Origin of the sequence: Neptunicella sp. (assembly GCF_048268085.1) — a bacterium.
GTDB lineage: Bacteria > Pseudomonadota > Gammaproteobacteria > Enterobacterales > Alteromonadaceae > Neptunicella.
This window is the reverse complement of the sequence record NZ_JBLWWF010000007.1, coordinates 61,358-82,836: the sequence shown is the minus strand read 5'-3', so window position 1 is coordinate 82,836 and position 21,479 is coordinate 61,358. Positions and strand designations below refer to the sequence as shown.

General features: G+C 42.3%; 18 protein-coding genes. 17 read left to right on the top strand and 1 reads right to left on the bottom strand.

The features are described 5' to 3' along the window. Window positions 1-464: 464 nt before the first annotated feature. From ACTD55_RS07560 to ACTD55_RS07530, 7 genes are read left to right on the top strand one after another with little or no spacing between them, the layout of a single operon-like run. Window positions 465-1,658 carry a thiamine pyrophosphate-dependent dehydrogenase E1 component subunit alpha gene (locus ACTD55_RS07560; RefSeq protein WP_438863716.1) on the top strand — a complete coding sequence of 398 codons (1,194 nt, stop codon included), beginning with the start codon at window positions 465-467 and terminating at the stop codon, window positions 1,656-1,658. Continuing rightward, the gene (locus tag ACTD55_RS07555; RefSeq protein WP_438863715.1) at window positions 1,651-2,628 is read left to right on the top strand and encodes an alpha-ketoacid dehydrogenase subunit beta; all 978 of its coding nucleotides are present in this window, start codon (window positions 1,651-1,653) and stop codon (window positions 2,626-2,628) included. The genes ACTD55_RS07560 and ACTD55_RS07555 overlap by 8 nt, the downstream gene beginning before the upstream one ends. Window positions 2,629-2,637: 9 nt before the next feature. Continuing rightward, entirely contained in the window at window positions 2,638-4,185 is a 1,548-nt protein-coding gene (locus tag ACTD55_RS07550; RefSeq protein WP_438863714.1) for a dihydrolipoyllysine-residue acetyltransferase, read from the top strand. Window positions 4,186-4,230: 45 nt separating this feature from the next. Next, a complete protein-coding gene (locus tag ACTD55_RS07545; protein ID WP_438863713.1) occupies window positions 4,231-5,118 on the top strand; it encodes a 23S rRNA (adenine(2030)-N(6))-methyltransferase RlmJ in 888 nt (295 codons plus the stop codon). A gap of 7 nt (window positions 5,119-5,125) precedes the next feature. Further along, entirely contained in the window at window positions 5,126-6,964 is a 1,839-nt protein-coding gene (locus tag ACTD55_RS07540; RefSeq protein ID WP_438863712.1) for a protein kinase domain-containing protein, read from the top strand. A gap of 14 nt (window positions 6,965-6,978) precedes the next feature. After that, window positions 6,979-7,851 (top strand): acyl-CoA thioesterase domain-containing protein, encoded by an 873-nt coding sequence (locus tag ACTD55_RS07535; protein WP_438863711.1) that lies wholly within the window; start codon window positions 6,979-6,981, stop codon window positions 7,849-7,851. Window positions 7,852-7,862: 11 nt separating this feature from the next. Beyond that, the gene (locus tag ACTD55_RS07530; protein WP_438863710.1) at window positions 7,863-8,384 is read left to right on the top strand and encodes a gamma carbonic anhydrase family protein; all 522 of its coding nucleotides are present in this window, start codon (window positions 7,863-7,865) and stop codon (window positions 8,382-8,384) included. Between the two features lie 259 nt (window positions 8,385-8,643). Here ACTD55_RS07530 and rsmF read toward each other — a convergent pair whose 3' ends face one another. Then, window positions 8,644-10,083 (bottom strand): 16S rRNA (cytosine(1407)-C(5))-methyltransferase RsmF, encoded by a 1,440-nt coding sequence (gene rsmF / locus ACTD55_RS07525; protein ID WP_438863709.1) that lies wholly within the window; start codon window positions 10,081-10,083, stop codon window positions 8,644-8,646. A 200-nt stretch (window positions 10,084-10,283) separates the two neighbouring features. Between rsmF and ACTD55_RS07520 the strand changes: the two genes are divergently transcribed. The 10 genes from ACTD55_RS07520 (at window position 10,284) to pepN (ending at window position 21,465) form a co-directional block, all read left to right on the top strand. Continuing rightward, window positions 10,284-11,150 carry a hypothetical protein gene (locus tag ACTD55_RS07520; RefSeq protein ID WP_438863708.1) on the top strand — a complete coding sequence of 289 codons (867 nt, stop codon included), beginning with the start codon at window positions 10,284-10,286 and terminating at the stop codon, window positions 11,148-11,150. A 77-nt stretch (window positions 11,151-11,227) separates the two neighbouring features. After that, on the top strand, window positions 11,228-11,482 hold the full coding sequence (locus ACTD55_RS07515; RefSeq protein ID WP_438863707.1) for a DUF3862 domain-containing protein: 255 nt from the start codon (window positions 11,228-11,230) through the stop codon (window positions 11,480-11,482). Window positions 11,483-11,573: 91 nt separating this feature from the next. Continuing rightward, window positions 11,574-12,248, top strand: coding sequence for an SIMPL domain-containing protein (locus ACTD55_RS07510; protein WP_438863706.1), 675 nt, complete (start codon window positions 11,574-11,576; stop codon window positions 12,246-12,248). Window positions 12,249-12,281: 33 nt separating this feature from the next. Next, the gene (locus tag ACTD55_RS07505; protein ID WP_438863705.1) at window positions 12,282-12,743 is read left to right on the top strand and encodes a GAF domain-containing protein; all 462 of its coding nucleotides are present in this window, start codon (window positions 12,282-12,284) and stop codon (window positions 12,741-12,743) included. Then, entirely contained in the window at window positions 12,743-13,042 is a 300-nt protein-coding gene (locus tag ACTD55_RS07500) for a hypothetical protein (RefSeq protein WP_438863704.1), read from the top strand. The genes ACTD55_RS07505 and ACTD55_RS07500 overlap by 1 nt, the downstream gene beginning before the upstream one ends. 9 nt (window positions 13,043-13,051) lie before the next feature. Continuing rightward, complete coding sequence (proQ, locus tag ACTD55_RS07495) at window positions 13,052-13,702, top strand: RNA chaperone ProQ (RefSeq protein ID WP_438863703.1); 651 nt, start codon at window positions 13,052-13,054, stop codon at window positions 13,700-13,702. A gap of 59 nt (window positions 13,703-13,761) precedes the next feature. Then, window positions 13,762-15,807, top strand: coding sequence for a carboxy terminal-processing peptidase (prc, locus tag ACTD55_RS07490; protein ID WP_438863702.1), 2,046 nt, complete (start codon window positions 13,762-13,764; stop codon window positions 15,805-15,807). A 133-nt stretch (window positions 15,808-15,940) separates the two neighbouring features. Beyond that, a complete protein-coding gene (locus ACTD55_RS07485) occupies window positions 15,941-17,287 on the top strand; it encodes a sodium-dependent transporter (RefSeq protein ID WP_438863701.1) in 1,347 nt (448 codons plus the stop codon). A 70-nt stretch (window positions 17,288-17,357) separates the two neighbouring features. After that, a complete protein-coding gene (gene nhaC, locus ACTD55_RS07480; RefSeq protein WP_438863700.1) occupies window positions 17,358-18,824 on the top strand; it encodes a Na+/H+ antiporter NhaC in 1,467 nt (488 codons plus the stop codon). A 16-nt stretch (window positions 18,825-18,840) separates the two neighbouring features. Beyond that, window positions 18,841-21,465 carry an aminopeptidase N gene (pepN, locus tag ACTD55_RS07475; protein ID WP_438863699.1) on the top strand — a complete coding sequence of 875 codons (2,625 nt, stop codon included), beginning with the start codon at window positions 18,841-18,843 and terminating at the stop codon, window positions 21,463-21,465. The last annotated feature ends 14 nt before the right edge of the window (window positions 21,466-21,479 follow it).

The following is a 21,479-nucleotide window of genomic DNA, read 5'->3' as shown; positions in this document are numbered from 1 at the left end:
GTTATTTCACATAGAAATTAACTAACCCGTTGAAATAACTTCCCATCTATTAAGCAATACCACAAGATGTGAAATCCAGTCAGGCTTTGGTTGACGTACTAGTCTAAAATCAAAGCCTGCTTTTTATTTTCCATTTGGCAAATTGGCGGACATAAATAAACATTGTCTGCTACCTCCCTCAATATATTCATTGGTCAATTGACCGGATTGGTTTTCAAACGACATACAGTTAACCAATTACTTACAAATATGATTAAAATTTCAATATCGTAATAAAAATTAGGATAAGCATCCCAATATTGTAGATGGAAATGCCATCTTATCCGCGCAGATTGTTATGGAATAGGCGTAAATAGCAAAACCTTCCCACCCTCTTCAGCATACTATTTAGCCTTACAACATCGCATTGCTTTGTACCCTACACTATATAAATACAAAGTAATGTATCTAGGTAAAGGTCTTTTATGCAGAAAAAAAATCAACCTTCTGAAGTGAACAGTGTTCATCAAGTTGAAGTGATAGAAAATGGCATAGTGAATATTCCTATGTTGCAGATTATGCAAAGTGATGGACAAGTTTATCCTGACGCTCAAACACCCGAGTTGTCTGAGTCACTAGCGTTAAAAATTTATCACACCATGCAATTTATTCGTGTATTGGATGAACGGATGGTGGCTGCTCAACGTCAGGGACGGATTAGTTTTTATTTGGCATGTACCGGTGAAGAAGCTTCAACCGTTGCCAGCGCTGCGGCATTGGAGCCGCAGGATATGATTATGTCCCAGTATCGTGAGCAAGGCGCATTGGCATTCCGTGGGTATTCCACCAAACAGTTTATGAATCAGATGTTCAGCAATGAGCAAGAGCCGAATAAAGGCCGGCAGATGCCAATTCATTATGGTGATAAAACGCTTAATTTCATGACCATTTCATCACCATTAGGGACGCAAATTCCTCAGGCTGCGGGATATGCTTACGGGCAGAAAATGGCTGGAGAACCCGCAGTAACTATTTGTTATTTTGGTGAAGGTGCAGCGTCGGAGGGCGACTTTCACGCCGGATTGAATATGGCCGCCGTGTTAAATTGTCCGGTGATTTTCTTTTGCCGTAATAATGGTTATGCGATTTCCACTCCCGCGAGTGAACAATTTGCCGGAGATGGTATCGCGTCAAGAGGGCTAGGGTATGGGATTAAAACCATTCGTGTCGACGGTAATGATGCGTTGGCCGTTTATGCTGCGACTCAACAAGCGAGAGAAATCGCACTGGAACATCAATGTCCGGTGTTGATTGAAGCGATGACTTATCGTCTGGCGGCGCACTCTACTTCGGATGATCCCAGCAGTTATCGCTCCAAAGAAGAAGAAGCACGCTGGGCAGAGAATGATCCGATTAAACGCTATGCAGGCTGGCTAAAAGTACAAGGCTGGTTGGATGAAGAGCAGAATACGAAAGAACTGGATGCCATTCGTCAGGAAGTCTTACAAGAATTGAAACGGGTCGAGCAAGTTCCCATCTGTGTGATCGACGAAATCATTGGGGATGTATATGACACACCTCCATGGCACTTAAAAGAACAACTTGTCGAATTGAAGCAGCACATAGCCAAGTATCCTGAAGCCTATCCGAAAACATCAGGGAGACTGAATCATGGCTAAAATGAATTTATTACAAGCAATTAATAATGCGCTTATCACTGCCATGGACGACAATGAAAAGGTCATGGTGTTTGGTGAGGATGTCGGCCATTTTGGTGGTGTATTCAGAGCCACCAGCAACCTGCAAGAAAAATTCGGCAAGCAACGCTGTTTTAATACACCCTTAACCGAGCAGGGCATTATTGGTTTTGCCAATGGATTAGCCTCACAAGGTTCGATACCGGTAGCCGAGATCCAGTTTGGCGATTATATCTTTCCAGCATTTGACCAAATCGTTAACGAAACGGCCAAATTCCGTTATCGTTCTGGTGGCCAGTTCAGTTGTGGAAGCCTGACGATACGTACTCCTTACGGCGGTGGTATTGCTGGTGGATTATATCATTCCCAATCCCCTGAAGCTTTTTTTGCCCATGTTCCCGGACTGAAAATAGTCGTTCCGCGTAACCCATATCAGGCTAAAGGATTGTTGTTGGCCTCCATTCGTGATGATAATCCCGTGCTGTTTTTAGAGCCTAAACGTATCTATCGCGCATCGGTGGGCGATGTTCCTGAAGATGACTATGAATTGCCTTTGGGTAAAGCGGAAGTCGTTAAACAGGGATCCGACATTACTCTGCTGGCGTGGGGAGCGCAGATGGAAGTCATGGAAAAAGCCGCGGAAATGGCAGATAAACAAGGGGTGTCTAGTGAAATCATCGACTTGCGCAGTATTTTGCCTTGGGATGCGGAGACTGTTTGCGAGTCGGTGAGTAAAACCGGCCGATTGTTAATCAGTCATGAAGCTCCGCTCACCGGGGGCTTCGCTAGTGAGGTTGCGGCGACAATTCAAAAACGTTGTTTCTTGCATTTGGAATCGCCGATTGAACGGATCTGTGGTTTAGATACCCCTTATCCGCTTGCTCATGAAAAAGAGTATATGCCCGATCACCTAAAAGTGTATGAAGGCATTATGCGTAGCGTTAATTTTTAGGAGTCGTCGATGAAAGATTTTATATTACCGGACATTGGCGAAGGCATTGTGGAATGCGAGTTAATGGAATGGTTAGTCGCAGAAGGCGATATGATTGAAGAAGATCAACCTGTTGCCGAAGTGATGACTGATAAAGCTCTGGTGCAAATTCCTGCTATGTATGCCGGTAAAGTCGCCAAGTTATATTACAAAAAAGGTGATATTGCTAAAGTTCATCAACCTTTATTTGCGATGCAAACGGCAGATGATCAAAGTGGCGAGACAGAAATAACAAAACCGTCATCGGTGGATGAAACCACAACAACAGAGTCGACCTCAAAATCCAGTCGCCAGGAAGATTTTATTTTGCCTGATATAGGTGAAGGCATTGTAGAGTGTGAACTAGTGGAATGGTTAGTCAGTGAAGGGGAATGGGTCAGTGAAGATCAACCCGTTGCCGAAGTAATGACCGACAAAGCGTTAGTGCAGATCCCGGCTAAACATGATGGCGTGGTGACAAATCTTTACTATGCCAAAGGTGATATCGCCAAGGTACATACTCCGTTATTTGCACAAACCATTGAAGTACAAGGGGAGCAAACAGATAAATCAAGCTCTTCCCAAGTCAAAGTAAAACCACAAGCGCAGAATTCAGCAGCGCCAGAATCAACCACTTTGCCTCACACAACAACAGGTAAAGCATTGGCGAGTCCGGCGGTAAGACGTTTAGCCAGAGAGCAGGATATAAATATTCATCAAGTGCCAGGTAGCGGTAAAAAGGGCCGGGTGATGAAGGAAGATATTGCCGCTTTTGTGAGTAATGATAAAACGGTGACTAAACAGTCTTCTGGTAAAGCCACACCGGTTAGCGGTGGCACTCGTACTGAAGCCATTCGTGGTGTGAAAGCTGCAATGGCCAGACAAATGATGAATTCGGTATCTACCATTCCCCATTTTACCGTCAGTGACGAGATTGATATGGGCAATTTGATTGCTGCCCGCAACCAGTTAAAAGCGCAGTTTGAACAACAGGACATCAAACTGAGCTTTATGCCATTTATTATCAAAGCATTGTCATTGGCATTAAGTGAATTCCCGATTATCAATGCACAGGTCAATGATGATTGTAGCGAATTAACCTATTTTGATGATCACAATATTGGTATGGCCGTCGATTCAAAAATTGGTTTGTTGGTACCGAACATTAAATCGGTGCAAAACTTGTCATTGCTGGAAGTCGCTCGTGAAGTAAACCGGCTGATTGACCAAGCCCGTGCTGGAAGACTGGGCAGTAGTGATCTTAAAGGTGGTACCATTAGCATTTCTAACGTAGGAGTGATTGGCGGCACGGTAGCAACTCCGGTAATTAATAAACCGGAAGCTGCGATTGTGGCATTAGGCAAGATCCAGAAGTTGCCGCGTTTCGATCAGAACGAGCAAGTGATTGCAGCGAATATTATGCATATTAGCTGGTCAGGTGATCATCGGATTATCGATGGTGCCACGATGGTTAGATTCAGTAATCTGTGGAAATCCTATCTTGAGAATCCACTTAGCATGTTTACCTTGCTTAAATAATCTTCACACCCTAAACAAACCCACCGAAAAGGTGGGTTTTTGCTAATGGCTACAGTAAACTGGTCTGCCCGAATCAACGTTGAGAACACCGTGTTTAGCTACCGTCACGCTTACCATGCAGGCAATCATGCTGATGTATTCAAGCATCTTTGTCAGATGATGATTATCAATAAGCTTAAAGAAAAAAATAAGCCATTTATTTATATGGATAGCCATAGTGGCGCAGGCTTATATCAACTGGATTCGGAGATGGCCAGTAAAAATAAAGAGTTTCAGGGCGGAATTGATCGCTTAATGGATAAAGGGGAGCAAAACCCGGATCTATTAAATTATCTAAATGTGATCAGCGAATTCCGCGCCCATAATCAGTATCCCGGATCACCCGCTATCGCCGCACATTTGTTGCGTGAACAAGACCGATTATGCTTGATGGAATGGCACAATAACGAATTTACCCATTTACAATCGAATTTATTTCGCGATAAAAGAGCCGCTTGTCATCATCGTGATGGTTATGAAGGGCTGGTGGCTTTAACGCCACCGGAGCCGGCCAGAGGCTTAATTCTGATCGATCCCCCCTATGAATTGGCAGAGGATTATCAAAAAGTCACCCAAGTGATAAGCAAGCTACAACAGCGCTGGCCAACGGGCGTTATTGCGTTGTGGTATCCGTTGTTAGCGAGTCAACGTGACAAGAGCAAACCAATGCTTAATGCGATTGAAGCGAGTAATCCAACCAGTTTGTATGTGGCTGAAATGTGGATAAAAGAACAACCGCAAGAACTCGGTATGTATGGTTCCGGTATGGCATTTATTAATCTGCCCTGGCAAGTGGATAATAAAATTGAAGCCTGTTTGCCGTTGTTAACTCGGGCAATGGAAGAGCACGGGCAGGGCGGTTTCCGCAGTCAGTGGTTAATTGCAGCAAAATAAATAACTTATGAGCGCTAACGTCACCAGTCTTAAACATTTTTATATTCCTGACGAACAGTCGTTTTACCTGCTGTCTCATCAGGATGCACAAAAATTGAAAGACTGGCTGGCACTGTGTCATCAGCAGCTAGAAAGACTTGGTTATGCCAATATTGAATTGATTGGCAAAGGGGCATTTGGTTTTGTATTTGGTGGGACGGCACCAGACGGTCAATTATTGGTATTCAAATTTTCACGGATTAACTTGCCTCAGCATGTCCAAGATCGACTGGAAGAAGAAGCCTTTATGCTTAGTCAGGTTGATCATCCAAATGTACCGCAATTGGTGGAATTTCAGCGAGTCAAGAAACAGGCTATCCTTGTAATGGAGCGGGCCGCCGGACTTGATTTAGAACAATATTCGTTACAACAAGGCCCGTTATCAGCGAGACTGGTTGTGAAAATTGCCGCGCAAATGGCTGATGTACTGATAGCATTGAGGCAGTTTGAACAGCAGGGTCATTACAAACCTATTGTGCATGGTGATATTAAACCCTCCAATATAATGTTTAATCCTGACAATGAATCCGTATCGTTGATTGATTGGGGGTCGTCGGTCTTTGCCCAGCTAGATAGTAATGGCCAGTTTGTTGGAAACAATGTCATGGATCTGATGTCGGGCGACTTACAAACCACCAATGCTCGTTTAGGCGATGTGTATTTCATTGGTGAGGAGCAATTATCCGGTCAGTTATCTACCGTTCGTTTTGATGAGCAAGGGTTGGCGAGCACGCTTTACGCGCTGGCATCCGGACAATCAAGTCGCTTTGGACGTAAAGTTATTCCCCCCAATTCACTTAATTTACCTAAAGAACTGGCTAATACGCTAACCGCGATGATGGATGATGATCCTGATATCAGGCGTAAAGGCGGCGACTATTTTTTGGCTAATATGCGTTATATAAAACAGTTAGCCTTTGCTGATAATGACCAAATTCACTATCAGCCAATGATCCCCTGTTGGTTATCCCACAATAGACGAGAAATCGAAACGGTGGTGTACAGCTCTCGGAAATCCTTCTTGCGGGTAGAAAATTATCATCATGAAATGAATTATCTGAATGATGCTCAGTTTGACCGTTATTATAAAAACTATATGCAAGGCATGGGAGAAACCGAGAAGGCCTTTATCGCCGCCGTAGGGCGCTTGGGTAAATTCCCGGTGGTCGGTGGCTTGGCTGTGCGCTGGCAAGCGGAAGGCGTGTACATTGACTCCAGTCTTAATTTACATGATCCGTCTTTGCGAGCGTCGTTTGAGATGTCGGTCAACAATGTGGTTATTTTAGCCCGCGCTATTCATCGTCAAGGCGTATTCAAAAGCTGTATGTTTAATGCTCGAGACACGTTGCATATCGAACGTGATAATGAAACACAGCCTTTTGTTCCTAAAGGTCATACCCGTATTCCATTTGAAATGAGCCAGTTACCATTACCGGAAAGTGGTTTATCTGAAGATCGTAGCCGGATGCATTCTTATTTTGAAGATGGTGATGATCCTGATGAATTACTTAAGTTACCTGCCTCAATGATGAGTATTATTACCGAGTTAAACTCAATTCATCATACCGGCTGTATTATTTTTGAAGCACTACCCACTCATCTTAAAATCCATAGTTACTTTGTATTGCTGGCTCATGACAAAAAAACACAGTTTGCTGATTTATTAGACAAACTTATTGATTTAATTCCACAAATTAACGGATTGGGCTTGTCAGGGTTTATGAAGTTACCTTATAAAGATACTCGCTATTTTGAACATATTGATCATCTAGCCGATAAATTTTATCCGCGTAATCCGCACGCTTAACAGGGGAAAGTAAAATGAGTGATGTGAAATTGAATGCCCTGCTGAGTTTAGAAAAACTGGAAGTAGGCTTATATCGTGGCCACAGTTGGGATTTGGGGTTTAGAGCGTTATTTGGTGGACAAGTGTTGGGACAAGCATTAGCCGCAGCACAAAAAACCGTAGCAGATGGACAGGTGGCACACTCGCTTCACAGTTATTTTCTGCTGCCAGGTGATGCCACCAAAGATGTAATTTATGATGTGGAAAGTATTCGGGATGGGCGAAGCTTTTGTACTCGTCGGGTTAAAGCCATTCAAAATGGTCGCACCATTTTTTTCATGACTGCGTCATTTCAATTTCCTGAAACAGGCCTGGAGCATCAGTTTACACAGATGCCAGACGTACCCGCTCCTGAAACGTTAGAGTCAGAAATAGAAAGCTATAAAAAACTGTTTGCCAACATGCCAGCCAGCATGCAGGAAAAGCTTAGTTATCATGAACCTATTGATATGCGTTCAGTGCAAGCGATAAATCCTCAAGCACCGCAAACCCGTGATCCTATTCGTTATGTCTGGATGCGTGCCACCGAATTACTATCCGATGATATTGCCGAGCATCAGCGAATGTTAGCTTATGCGTCGGACTACTATTTTCTGGTTACTGCATTGCAGCCCCATGGGTTATCTATCATGGATAAAGACATTCGGATGGCAACCATTGATCATGCTATGTGGTTTCATCGGGAATTTGATTTTAATCAATGGATTTTGTATTGCATGGATAGTCCCTTTGCTGGCAATGCTAGAGGATTGGTTAAGGGACAATTTTTTGATATGCAAGGCAACCTAATTGCTTCAGCCATGCAAGAAGGATTGATGCGTAAAGTCACAGCCAGCGATAGTAATTGAGGGAATAAGCGATGCGTTATCAGTTGAATAAGCGAATTCCTCAGGTTGCCGCAGATGTATTTGTTGCACCGGGGAGTCATATTATTGGATCGGTGGAGGTACATTCACAGGCGAGTGTCTGGTTTAATACGGTGATCCGTGGAGATAATGCGCTAATTACCATTGGTGAGTGCAGCAATATTCAGGATGGGTCGGTATTACATACGGATGAAGGAATTCCGTTAACCCTTGGCACGGGCGTTACCGTCGGACACAAGGTGATGTTGCACGGCTGTACTATCGGAGACTATAGCTTAATTGGTATTAATGCTGTGGTGTTGAACAACGCCAAAATAGGCCGATATTGCGTCATTGGAGCTAATACCCTTATTCCTGAAGGCATGGATATTCCCGATTATTCGTTAGTCGTTGGTTCACCGGGTAAAATAATTAAACAAGTTTCACCACAACAGGCGCTGCATCTGGAAGCGTCAGCCACACACTATGTGAAAAATGCTCAACGTTATCTACAAGACTTAACCCTTTTGGAATAAAAAAGACCCAGAGACTGGTTTAAGTCCTGGGTCCAGGGGAATGGCTCATTGGATGAGCCGTGCGCTAACTTAAACTCTTCAATGGGAGAAGTAATATAAAATTAGGAAGTTAATTGTAGACAAGCATGTTTAAAAAATAAACAAATTTAAAATAATATTATCAACAGACTATTTAGTTGATTAAATACAATGAATTAGCTTCAGGAAAAGGCTTTTATCCTCCGTTTAAACACAACTAATTCATAACTTATCCACTTAGTTATGCCCAGCTTATTAACTGACCATCTTTCACTAATTCCCTTGGAAGACTGTTTTTCAATTTTCCTTTTAATGCTTTAACCAAACCAACCGGCGAGCCACGATAAGTGACCAACGCTTCACTACCATTAGTGGTTAATGGCCATTTTATATCCCGACCGTGATAATAATCCTCCAACTGTTCCGCCGCTAACTGGTAAGTATTACGATTAAATTGATCGCCAAAGGCCAAAGCGGCTTCATGGGTGAGTTTAAAACCGTGTTTGTGAAGTTCAGCCAGTTTTAACCCCATCCGTTGAAAACGTAATTGGCCAATTAAGTCGATTATTGGCCGTGGGAATAACCAGAATTGATTATCTCTTTGGTAAAGCTCCAGATGATCCGGTAGTTGCCAGTCAAATTGATTTTTAAGATATGAATTTAGTTCATTTTTCTGTTTATTATTGACTACAGAAAAGGGAAAATTAGCCAGTGGTTTGCCAGCAAATTGATAGGGAATAACGGCTTTTTTTCGTATCTTGGCAACGAAGAAACCTTCGCTATCAAACACTTGCGGCCAAATATGCAAAAAACCTTCTTCAGTCGTTGATAGACTTGCCCCTTCGAAAAGATCATGTAAAGAAATAAACTCTACCGCATCAGCAAATCGCTGTTGTAAATGTTGGCAAATTTGCTGGTTTTCTTGCCGATTCATGGTGCAAGTTGAATAAACAAGTGTGCCGCCGGGCTTTAAAGCAATAAAGGCACTTTCAATCAATTCCCGTTGAGTGTGGGCGATAGATTGTATTGATTCGAGGGACCAATTTTTCATGGCATCCGGATCTTTGCGAATCGTCCCTTCGCCACTACAGGGCGCATCGAGTAAAATGGCATCAAATACCTCAGGACTCCAGCCTCCAAAAATACGGCCGTCAAAATGGGTCATTGCGGTATTGGTGATGCCACAGCGTTGTATATTAGCCGATAATACTTTTGTCCGGCTGGCAGAAAATTCGTTTGCCACCAGCAAGCCTTGATTATTCATTAGTGCCGCTATTTGAGTGCTTTTTGAGCCTGGCGCTGCCGCCATATCCAGCACCCATTCAGGGTAGGAAAGTGTGTCGAATAATGCGACAGGAGGCAGCATCGAACTGGCTTCCTGTATGTAAAATAATCCCATCAAATGCTCGGCTGTATTGCCCAATGGCAACTGTGTCTCTTGTTGTTCTGTACGCTGTAGCCAGAAGCCTTCCTGACACCACGGGATTGGAGTTAATTGCCAGTCTTCGGCGGTCATTCGCTGGACGAATTCCTCAACCGATATTTTTAAAGTATTAACTCTAATGCTTTTACGCAGAGGAATGTGGCAATGTCGTACGAAATCGTCAATATCAAGGGAAGCAGGTAAAATTTCGGCAATAGAGGATATAAATTCCTGAGGAATATAAGCTTTATGGTTCATTAGTATCTCGTTCAATATGAGGGGTAAATATACCAGAATAATGGGCTAATGCTTGTTGAATCTGCGTGATTTTGAACGGCTTTTAACTTGCCATGGTGTTTTTTATTTCTCCAAATGTTGACCAGTGCGTTACAGTTGTAACAAGAACAATATACCGTCAACTATCAGGCTTATGAGGAAAAACAATGAAGCGGAAGCGAATGATCAGGTCTGTTATGATCGCTAGTCTGATGTTGACCTGCTCAAATGCCTTTTCTCAACAGGTGTTATGGCTCAAACCCTTGTCAGGGGATAAGGTTAACAGTAATGAGTCTATTAATATTGCAGATAGCACCATTGCGCTGATTAAACATTATATGCCAAACGTCTCGTTTACCGATGTCGTGGTTAATAACAGCCGTGCATATTATCTGCTTGATGAAGAACCTAATGCTTGTGCCGGCAATAAGCTCAAGACCGCTGCTCGTATGGAACGCTATTATTTTACCGACTTACCTCAAACCTTATCAGCGGGTTTAAGGTTATATGTGGTTAAGGGATCGGTACTGGATCAGCAATTGGCAACAATTTTCGCCACCGAACAAACAATAAGTCTGAGACAAACTTTATCTGGCGAGAGTTTAAAAGTGTTAGGCGTCGTTGGGGGCAGAGCGTATGGAAAAAAATTAGATGACCTACTGGCCGATAAAACTATTCAACACAAAATCTGGTCCAGAACCTCCTCCGATATGTTTGTTGGATTGCTTAAAATGCTGTTGATGAATCGCTTACAGGCGATTATTGAGTATCCCTCCGTAGTAAATCGTTACGATAACGCTATTTCCCAAAATATTGAATTATCCAGCTATCCGGTTAAAGAAGCTTCCCCTGTGGGAGTGGGGTATATCATGTGCAGTAAAACGGCGATGGGAAAATCATTGATTAGTCAATTTAACCGGGCGATCGAACAGGCCTATTGGCAACCTGAATATTTTCAGGTGCACTTGGAGTGGAATGGTCAGCTGACAGAAATTGAATTAAGACGGTTGTTTAATCAAGTTTATCCTTTTAAACGGGAACCAATCTAATGTTTATTAACTCTATCTGAGTGCTTTGCAAATTCATTTTGTGATATATATAGAGTGTGTTTATCAGGGGATTTAAAATGTTTAGAAAAGTACTTTTGCTAGGTTTATTGTTGATGCTTGCTGGTTGCTCAAAATTAACTGTACAAAACTACGATAAACTTGAAGTCGGGATGGATTATAAAGCAGTCATACAGATCTTGGGTAACCCGGATACCTGCGAAGAGAAATTTGGCACTAACGGTTGTATTTGGGGTGATAAGAAAGCTAAACATATTAAAGTCAGTTTTATTGCCAATAAAGCCGTGTTCTTTGAACAAAAAGATATTGAATAATCGCGGCTTTTATTGGTTGGATTAATCTTATATTCAGTTGTTGTTCATTCATTACGACTTATTTTGTGGCCTGAATTTAAAGGAGAAAACCATGAAATTAAGTTATTTGTTGTTATTAGTCGGTCTGTGTTCAACGTCCCTTGTCGCTCAGGAAAATCAAATTAGGGTGTCAGGTAAAGGAGCCGTGGCAGTTAAACCGGATCAGTTACAATTTACGGTATTATTAGAAGAAAAAGGTCCTGTCACCAGCAAACTCAATGAGAATTTAGAAAAAAACAGTCAGCTTATCGTTAATTTGCTAAATAAATATCATGTGGATAACAATGATATACAATCATTGCGTGTGCAATTGAATCCCTGGTTTGAAAGAAATGACGATGGAATGAAACAAAGTGGATTCATTTTATCGCGCCAGATTAGGATTAATTTACGTCAACTGGAGCAGTACGATAAAATCATTGACGGTATTCTGAAAATTGGTGCTAATCGGATAGAGGGTTTCCAGTATATTGCGTCTAATCAGCGTGACATGTATGACCGGGCGCTGGCATTAGCGGTTAAAGATGCTAAGCAACGTGCTCAAATATTAAGTCAGTCAGCTAACGTTAAATTAGGTGGGGTAATCTCCATCAACGAAAATTCCGGTTATAGCGCTCCACAGCCAATGTTTAAAATGAGTGCAATGGCTGAAAGTTCAGGGTACCAACCCGGACAAATTGAGGTTAATGCCGATGTTGAAGTGGTCTTTCGCATTGGTTCAGATTAGCCGGAATCAATTATTAATCATACAGAAGAGTTTATGAATCTGAATAAAGAGTCTTTATACCGAGATATCTGCCTGCAAACTCAAGGTTTGCTGGCAGATGAAACTGATTTAATTGCCAATTTAGCTAATCTTAGCGCTATCTTATGGATGAATTTGGATGATATTAACTGGTGTGGTTTTTACTTATTAAAAGGCAATGAATTAGTATTAGGGCCCTTTCAAGGAAAACCGGCCTGTATCCGTATTCCAATCGGAAAAGGCGTATGTGGTACGGCGGCACAATCAGGGGAAATACAGCTTGTGGACAATGTTCATGAGTTCAGTGGTCATATTGCTTGCGATGCAGCATCGAATTCCGAAATCGTTTTACCTGTTTATCATCAACAGCAATTGATCGGTGTATTGGATATTGATAGCCCCATTTTTAATCGTTTTGATCAACAGGATGCTGATGGTTTGCAAAAAGTAGTAACTATTTTGCAGGGTACTCTGTGATGAAGGAAATGATCGATATTCACGTTGTGTTAGCTACGGCTGAAGATATGCAGCAGTGGGAAGATGATGCCGAAGACGTGGCTGAGCGTTTTAACGATATGCTGCATTATTTATATAATGCCGCTGATGAAGATATTGAAACCGAGAAATTAGAGCAAATAATTCAACATGTGTGGGAATATTGGTCGAAAGATCAGCATTTAATCGATATTGATGCCGAGGATCTGTATGACTGGGTTGACCAATTACTGGCAACTTGGGATGATGGTGATTCCAACAGTCTAGATGACGATAATTAGTGAAGTTGAATGGATAATCCCGAGAAGTTTTCCTCCAGCAAAGAAGTCATTGCTTTTTTAGCTGAAACATTTCCTGCCTGTTTTTCGATTGAGGGTGAAGCAAAACCTCTTAAAATCGGAATATTTCAGGATTTATGTGAACAATTAACTGACGAGCCAAGGGTCAGCAAAACCCTGCTCAGATCAACCTTACGCCATTACACCAATAGTTGGCGTTATTTGCACTCAATCAAAGAGGGGGCAAACAGGGTCGATCTGCAAGGGCAACCGGATGCAGTTATTGATAAAGAACATGCTGATCATGCTTTGCTACAATTAAATGAGAGCAAGCAAAAAGTGGCTGAGCGTCGCAAAGAACAGCAGAAAAAGGCTTCCCCTGACAAGAAATCCTTTAAAAATAAAGCAACCAAACCAACAAAATCGGTTGCTAAAGGAACTAAAGCACCAGTCGGTGAACCTAAAAGGAAAGTCGTTCCGGTCAAATTAACCGATAATGAGTTAGTTGCCGGTACCCAAGTCACCGTTAAAATAGGTAAGGCGCCGATGCCGGCGACGATTACCGAAGTGGCTAAAGATGGCGTTCACGTTCAGTTAGCCACCGGCATGACGGTAAAAGTGCAGGCTGATAATTTACGCTTGGCAAGTGAAGTAAAGAAATAGACATCAAATAGCTCGGGTAAGTGGGCTTGCTTGATGGCTAATGTCTCAGAGGTAGTAATATGAATAATCTTCTTCGTGTATCAGTGGCAGCTGCTATCGTTGGCATGAGTATGGCCGCAGTGGCAGTTAATCAGGCTGACATTGTTGAAAATTTACCCGTACTTAAACAGGAATCGCAACACGCCACCGCCGCGAAACGAGTTTCCGCCTTATTTACCCGAGCGCATTATAAAGAAGTTTCCCTGAACGATCAGTTGTCTGAAAAAATATTCGATCGTTATATCCGTTCCCTAGACGCAAATAGAAATGTGTTTCTCGCTTCTGATATTGATGATTTGCAGAAATATCGAGATTCTTTTGATGAAGCATTGGAGCGTGGCCATTTAGATGCGGCATACGATATTTTTAATTTAAATATGAAGCGTCGAGTTGAGCGTTTTGAGTATGCCTTGTCGCTGCTGGATAAACCTTTTAATTTTGAGAAAGCCGGGGATAGCTTCAGTTTTGATCGTGAAGATGCGGCTTGGCCTAAAAATGAGGCCGAACTCAATGAGTTATGGCGTCAGCGAGTTAAATATGACGCATTGAACCTCAAGCTGAATGGTAAAGACTGGCCAGAGATTGTCGAGTTATTAACCAAACGATATGAGCGAGCGATTAAGCGTTTAACTCAGACCGAAAGCGAAGATGTATTTCAAACTGTGATGAATTCCTTTGCTCGCAGTATTGAAGCCCATACCAGCTACTTATCGCCTCGTAATGCCGAACGTTTTCAAATGGAAATGAATTTGTCCTTCGAAGGGATTGGAGCGGTGTTAACCAGTGAAGATGATTACACTGTTATTCGCAGTATTGTTCCCGGTGGGCCGGCTGAGTTATCCAAGCAAATTAAGCCCGAGGATAAAATTATTGGGGTGGCGCAAGATGATGAAGAATTTGTCGACGTTATCGGCTGGCGTCTGGATGAAGTGGTTGAATTAATTAAAGGACCTAAAGGGACGGTTGTTCGCTTACAGATACTTAAAGGTGTATCAGATTCCAATACACCGTCAGTGGTTAGCTTAACTCGCGATAAAATTAAACTGGAAGATCGCGCAGCCAAATCTAAAGTTATTACGCCAGACTCTGGTCCTCATAAGGGAGAGAGCATCGGCGTTATTGAAATTCCTTCATTTTACAATAACTTGCATACTGATGTGATCAAAGAGATTGCTAAACTTAAAGAACAGAATATTGAAGCTATCATCGTTGATTTAAGAGGCAATGGTGGTGGTTCGCTTACTGAAGCCACGTTACTGTCCGGCTTGTTTTTTGACCGCGGACCGGTAGTACAAATTCGTGATGGTGCCGGACGGATTAATGTCAATAGTGACACCGATGGTATTACTTATTACGACGGGCCGATGACGGTTCTGGTAGACCGTTATAGTGCATCCGCTTCGGAAATTTTCGCCGCTGCCATGCAGGATTATGGGCGCGCCATTATTATTGGTGAACATACTTATGGAAAAGGTACCGTGCAGCAGCATCGCGGATTAGGCCGTATTTATGACCTTTATGATAATCCTATTGGAAGTGTGCAATTTACCATTGCCAAGTTTTATCGTATTAACGGCGGAAGTACTCAACACCAAGGTGTGATCCCGGATGTGTCTTTCCCATCACCCATTGATCCTGAAGATTGGGGAGAAAGCCAAAACGATAACTCCTTGCCATGGGACAGTATTCCTCGTGCTAACTATGTAACCGTTGGTGAAACAGGTTCAGCGTTGCAACAGGTGAATACGTTGCATAATGAAAGAATTAAACATGATCCCGAATTTGCCTATTTATTTGAAGATATTGCTCGTTATAAAAAAGAACAGGACGATAAAAGCATTTCGTTAGTTGAGTCGGTCCGCAAGGCTGAACGTGAAGAGCAGGATGCACGTAATCTTGCACGGACTAATGAGCGTCTGGTGCGGTTAGGTAAAGAAAAGGTGACCAGTTTGGATGATATTCCGGATGGGGTATTAGATGATATTGATCCCTTTATGAACGAAGCAACAAAAATAACTTTTGATGTTATTTCTACCGGTAAGTATGCCATCAATACATCACATTAAGTGGTAATAAAGTAGTTTAATCAACAGGGCTAACGTAAATAGCCCTGTTTTTTTATCTCTGTAACAGGAAATATTCAGTATCGTTCTAATCACGTTACTGATCACAATAATAATAAATGAAGCAGGTAAGACTATGAGTGCACGTGGAGAGTTTTCTTCAAGACTGGGTTTCATCTTTGCAGCAGCGGGTTCTGCTGTTGGACTAGGTAATGTGTGGGGATTCCCTACTCAAGTTGCTAGTAATGGAGGAGCCGCCTTTGTTTTTGTTTATATCATTTTAGCCTTTGCTTTAGCCTATCCGGTGCTTATGGCGGAGTTAGTCATTGGCCGAGCAACCAGATCCAATATGGTGGATGCATTAGGTCAAATTACCGGAAGTGCGATTGGCCGTGCAACCGGTATTTGGGGATTCATCACCGTTTCACTTATTTTAGCTTTTTATGCACTGGTGGCGGGAGTGATGACATCATTTTGTGTTGCTTCTCTTGGCCAGTTAACCGGTTTGGATGGATTATCAGCCTGGTTTACCGCTGATATGGCGGCCGATTCTGCAATTTATCGTAATATCCTGTTTTGTGGTTTATTTATGATCTTAACCGCCTTTATTGTTTCTGGTGGCGTTAAAGACGGGATCGAACGCTGGTCGGTAAGATTAATGCCCGCATTACTGATTATTATTTCTTTATTGATTGTCTATGTGTTGACGTTAGATGGCGCAATGGAGGGGCTTAAGAATTATCTACTACCTGATTTTTCCAAGGTGTTTAAGCCTGATTTATTGCTTAGCGCCATGGGGCAAGCTTTTTTCTCGATGTCACTAGGGGTGGGAACCATGCTGGTTTACGGTTCTTACATCAGTAAAAAAGAAAAGCTATCCATGCTCGGGGCATCGGTTGCGTTGGTGGATATTGGGGTCGCCATATTGGCCGGTTTACTGATTATTCCAGCTATGTATGTGGCCGCACACAATGGGGTTGAAATTTTTTCTGATTCAGGTGAGTTGATCGCCGGTCCGAGTTTGATCTTTGCGGTATTACCCGCCTTGTTTGATACTATGGGGAGTGCAGGTGCGGCTATTTCATTTGCATTTTTTGCATTGATGATTATCGCTGCGGTTACCTCATCTATTTCGATGTTAGAAGTACCGGTCGCCTATATTGTTGAAAGTAAAGGGGTAGGGCGTAAACGTTCAGTTTGGATAATTGCCTGTGCAATTTTTATTATTAGCATCGTTATTGCCTTAAACTTTGGCCAGCTATTTGGGTGGGTGATTGCGTTAACAACCCAATATAGCCAACCCTTATTGGGACTCATGTTATGTATTTTCCTGGGTTGGGTATGGAAGAGAGATAAAATCCTTCAAGAATTACAACAAGGTGATGAACAGGTTGAATCATCATTATTCTGGAAAATTTGGCCATGGTATGTGCGCTTTGTATGCCCGGTCATCATCCTGTTTATGTTTTACCATTCACTTTAAATAGAGTTGAATTTTCATTTTTTAATTATCGAGATAAATCGGTTTACGATTTTCCGGAGAGAATAATAATATGCCTGAACAACAGCGCGAACCCTCATTGCTAGATGCTCTTACCCCGATTGTTATTTTGGTGGCGTTACTTGCAGCTTCGGTAATTCTGTTTGCCGATAATTCATCCTATGGCCCAAACCAGATTGCATTGTTGTTATCAACCGGTATCACCGCGATTATTGGTCTTAAAAATGGTTATAAATGGCAAGATATTGAACAGGCCATGGTGAATGGTATTTCATTGTCATTAGGTGCGGTATTAATCTTATTGGCGGTTGGTTCCCTGATTGGCACATGGTTATTGGCCGGTACCGTACCGACGTTAATTTATTATGGTTTAGAGTTACTTAATCCCAGTATTTTCTACGCTGCCACCTGTATTATTTGTGCGATCGTGGCAATGAGCATTGGAAGTTCCTGGACTACTGCCGCGACGGTTGGTGTTGCGTTAATGGGCGTGTCTAATGGTATGGGCTTATCTGAAGCGGTTAGTGCCGGAGCGATTGTGTCAGGCGCTTACTTTGGCGATAAAATATCGCCCTTATCGGAGACCACCAATTTAGCACCTGCAGTAGCCGGCACCGAGTTATTTGAACATATTCGTTACATGCTATGGACAACAATACCCAGTTTTGTGTTGGCCATTTTACTCTTCGTCATTTTTGGTCTAACTGAAACCCAGCAAGCTTCCACGGATAAGATCGTTGAAATTCAGCAAATGCTGGCCGAGCAATTTAATATTGGCTGGCAAATGGTTATTCCGCTGGTTGTATTGCTAGTGTTGGCTATTCGTAAAATGCCCGCTTTTCCAGCGGTTACCATCGGCGCCTTATTAGGTGCGGTTTGGGCGGTAATTTTTCAGCCAGAAGTGATTGATCAATTGGCAAGTAGTGATCATCAAGGTTGGTTGGCCCCGGTGACGGTTACATGGACTGCATTATTTGACGGGGTGTCACTGGATACCGGCAATCCTGAAATGAACGGTTTGCTTAGTGGTGGTGGTATGTCGAGTATGCTAAACACGATTTGGCTTATCATGTGCGCATTAAGTTTTGGTGCGGTATTGGAAAAAGTGGGGTTACTAAAACGGGCGGTTAGTGTGTTTCTTAAAGGCGCCAAATCAGCAGGTGATATGGTAAGTAGAACGATTTTGACTTGTATTGGCACAAACTTGATTACTGCCGATCAATATATGTCTATTGTGATGCCCGGAAGAATGTATAAAAACGAATTTAGTAAAAGGGGCCTGCATCAACTTAATTTATCCAGAAGTCTGGAAGATGGTGGGACGTTAACTTCGCCATTAATCCCTTGGAATACCTGTGGTGCATACATGCACAGCGTGTTACATGTGGATCCTTTTCAATATATTTTCTACGCCTTCTTTAACCTGATTAGCCCGGTGTTGGCGATTATCTACGCGTATTTGGGCATTAAAATATTACGTATAAAGCCCACCGTCCAACCCGGAACTCAGGCATCCTGAAAAATTTGAGGTATTGATGACCAACAGTTTACCCGCTAGTAAAAATTTAGCAGATTACCGGCCCGCAGACTTTCAGATCAGTGACGTTGATCTGCAATTTAAATTGCACGATGACCGTACTCGTGTCATATCGACAACCACGGTATATAAGGTTAATCCACAGGCCTGTGAGCTCATTCTGGATGGGGTGAATTTAACCTTAATTAGCCTTCAAATTGATGGACAAAATAGCACTGCTTATCGTCAAGAGTCTCAACAATTACGGATCTTGAATCCACCAGAGCGATTTCAATTAACTATTGAAACGGAAATAGATCCAATTAATAACAGTTCGCTGGAAGGGTTGTATAAGTCACAAGGGACCTTTTGTACTCAATGTGAAGCAGAGGGATTTCGTAAGATTACTTACTTTCTTGACCGACCCGATGTATTGGCAAAATATCATGTCACCATTGAGGCGGATAAAGCGCAATACCCTTATTTGTTATCTAATGGCAATAAAGTTGATGAAGGCGAGTTGAGTAACGGAAGACATTGGGTCAAATGGTATGATCCTTTTAATAAACCCTGTTATTTATTTGCATTAGTGGCGGGTGACTTTGATTTACTGGAAGATCAGTTTGTTACCTGTTCCGGTAAAACCGTGGCATTACAGCTTTTTGTGGACAAGGGGAATGCGAGTAAAGGTTTTCATGCCTTGGAATCCCTTAAAAAAGCCATGTTGTGGGATGAACAAACCTATGGTTTGGAATACGATCTGGATATTTATATGATCGTGGCCGTCGATTTTTTCAATATGGGGGCGATGGAAAATAAAGGCCTTAATATCTTTAACAGCAAGTTTGTATTGGCCGATAGCGCCTCTGCTACTGATGAAGACTATTTTAATATTGAATCAGTTATTGCCCATGAGTACTTCCATAACTGGACGGGGAATCGGGTCACTTGCCGCGACTGGTTTCAGCTGAGTCTTAAAGAAGGATTAACGGTATTCCGTGACCAACAATTCAGTTCCGATATGGCTAGCGCAGCGATCAATCGAATTAACAATGTTAAAGTGATTCGTGAACATCAGTTTGCAGAAGATGCCAGCCCTATGGCTCATCCGATTCGGCCACAATCAGTCATCGAAATGAACAACTTTTACACCGTTACTGTTTATAACAAAGGTGCAGAAGTGATTAGCATGCTGCACAAGTTATTGGGCAAGCAAGGTTTCCGTCGGGGTATGGATTTATATTTTCAACGCCATGATGGACAGGCCGTTACCTGTGATGATTTTGTGGATGCGATGGCGTCGGCGAATCAGCGAGACTTAACGACCTTTAAACGGTGGTACAGTCAATCGGGAACGCCCGAAATTACCCTAAAAAGCGATTATGACCAAGATAATGGCCAGTTAAATATTGTCTTGAGTCAGCTGAATGAACCCACAGCCGACCAAAAAAATAAACAACCATTACATATTCCTGTTGATATTGAACTGTTAGATAAGAATGGTCAGGGTATTAATGTCTTTAACGGGCATTCTCATCAGGTGATTAATTTGACCGATTCAATCTTGCAATTGCAGATTGATTGCCCGGTTAAACCAGAGGCCATTTCTTTATTAAGAGAGTTTTCTGCCCCGGTTAGAGTTAACTTTGAGCAAACTGATCAGCAGTTGTCACAACTTATTCTGCACGCCAGTGATGAGTTTTCCCGCTGGGACGCATGCCAGCAGTTATTTAATCGACATATTCTTAACGCTATTGATATCACATCTGATAGTGCCGTGTGTCAATTATCAGATGAGTCATTGCAGCAAATAACCCGAGTGATGCAGGGGATTTTGGCGGATCAATCGATGGATCGTGCGTTGCAAGCAGAAATGCTCGACATTCCAAGCTTTGAAACATTAGCACAACTGACTCGTCAGATTAATGTGGAAGGGTTATTGCAGGCGAGACAATCCATAGAGCAACACCTTGCCATTACTCTTCAAGCCCAATGGCATCAGCATTATCTCGCCAATACTTGCGGTGATTATCAATATAATCAGATCGATGTAGCCAAACGACGGATGAAAAATATTTGTCTGCGTTATTTAATGTTGGCAGACAAACAGCAATATGCAGCTTTGGCTCGCCAGCAATATCACCAATCAGATAATATGACTGACACCCTAGGTGTGTTGAAAGCCTGTCAAAATGGCGCAATAGATATTTTTGATGAACTGATGAATGATTTTGAACAACAGTGGCAACATGATCCGTTAGTCATGGATAAATGGTTCGGGTTACAAGCCAATGCCCAACGTTCTGATATTCTGTCAAGACTGGAATTGCTCAAAGAGCATGCTGGCTTTAGTATCAAAAACCCCAATCGTGTCAGGGCTTTGATCGGTACATTTTGTTTTTATAATACCGAAGGTATGCATCATATCTCTGGCAGTGGTTATCGTTGGTTAACCGATCAACTGATGATGCTAGACGGGATAACCCCCCAAGTCGCAGCCAGATTAGTTACGCCGCTATTACAATTTAGACGCTATGATGAAAAACGTCAGGAGCTAATTAGACATCAGTTATTAAGATTGGCTGATATGCCTGATTTAAGTCCGGATTTGTATGAAAAAGTCACTAAGAGCTTGCTTGACTAATTTGTATTGGTATC

Excerpts from the sequence above, each read along its gene's own strand:
- ACTD55_RS07535 (WP_438863711.1), top strand. The coding sequence starts at position 6,979 with ATGAGTGATGTGAAATTGAATGCCCTGCTGAGTTTAGAAAAACTGGAA.
- pepN (WP_438863699.1), top strand. The coding sequence starts at position 18,841 with ATGACCAACAGTTTACCCGCTAGTAAAAATTTAGCAGATTACCGGCCC.
- ACTD55_RS07505 (WP_438863705.1), top strand. The coding sequence starts at position 12,282 with ATGAATCTGAATAAAGAGTCTTTATACCGAGATATCTGCCTGCAAACT.
- ACTD55_RS07530 (WP_438863710.1), top strand. The coding sequence starts at position 7,863 with ATGCGTTATCAGTTGAATAAGCGAATTCCTCAGGTTGCCGCAGATGTA.
- ACTD55_RS07540 (WP_438863712.1), top strand. The coding sequence starts at position 5,126 with ATGAGCGCTAACGTCACCAGTCTTAAACATTTTTATATTCCTGACGAA.
- ACTD55_RS07500 (WP_438863704.1), top strand. The coding sequence starts at position 12,743 with ATGAAGGAAATGATCGATATTCACGTTGTGTTAGCTACGGCTGAAGAT.
- ACTD55_RS07560 (WP_438863716.1), top strand. The coding sequence starts at position 465 with ATGCAGAAAAAAAATCAACCTTCTGAAGTGAACAGTGTTCATCAAGTT.
- rsmF (WP_438863709.1), bottom strand. The coding sequence starts at position 10,083 with ATGAACCATAAAGCTTATATTCCTCAGGAATTTATATCCTCTATTGCC.
- ACTD55_RS07520 (WP_438863708.1), top strand. The coding sequence starts at position 10,284 with ATGATCAGGTCTGTTATGATCGCTAGTCTGATGTTGACCTGCTCAAAT.
- nhaC (WP_438863700.1), top strand. The coding sequence starts at position 17,358 with ATGCCTGAACAACAGCGCGAACCCTCATTGCTAGATGCTCTTACCCCG.
- ACTD55_RS07485 (WP_438863701.1), top strand. The coding sequence starts at position 15,941 with ATGAGTGCACGTGGAGAGTTTTCTTCAAGACTGGGTTTCATCTTTGCA.
- ACTD55_RS07555 (WP_438863715.1), top strand. The coding sequence starts at position 1,651 with ATGGCTAAAATGAATTTATTACAAGCAATTAATAATGCGCTTATCACT.
- ACTD55_RS07510 (WP_438863706.1), top strand. The coding sequence starts at position 11,574 with ATGAAATTAAGTTATTTGTTGTTATTAGTCGGTCTGTGTTCAACGTCC.
- ACTD55_RS07550 (WP_438863714.1), top strand. The coding sequence starts at position 2,638 with ATGAAAGATTTTATATTACCGGACATTGGCGAAGGCATTGTGGAATGC.
- ACTD55_RS07545 (WP_438863713.1), top strand. The coding sequence starts at position 4,231 with ATGGCTACAGTAAACTGGTCTGCCCGAATCAACGTTGAGAACACCGTG.
- prc (WP_438863702.1), top strand. The coding sequence starts at position 13,762 with ATGAATAATCTTCTTCGTGTATCAGTGGCAGCTGCTATCGTTGGCATG.
- ACTD55_RS07515 (WP_438863707.1), top strand. The coding sequence starts at position 11,228 with ATGTTTAGAAAAGTACTTTTGCTAGGTTTATTGTTGATGCTTGCTGGT.
- proQ (WP_438863703.1), top strand. The coding sequence starts at position 13,052 with ATGGATAATCCCGAGAAGTTTTCCTCCAGCAAAGAAGTCATTGCTTTT.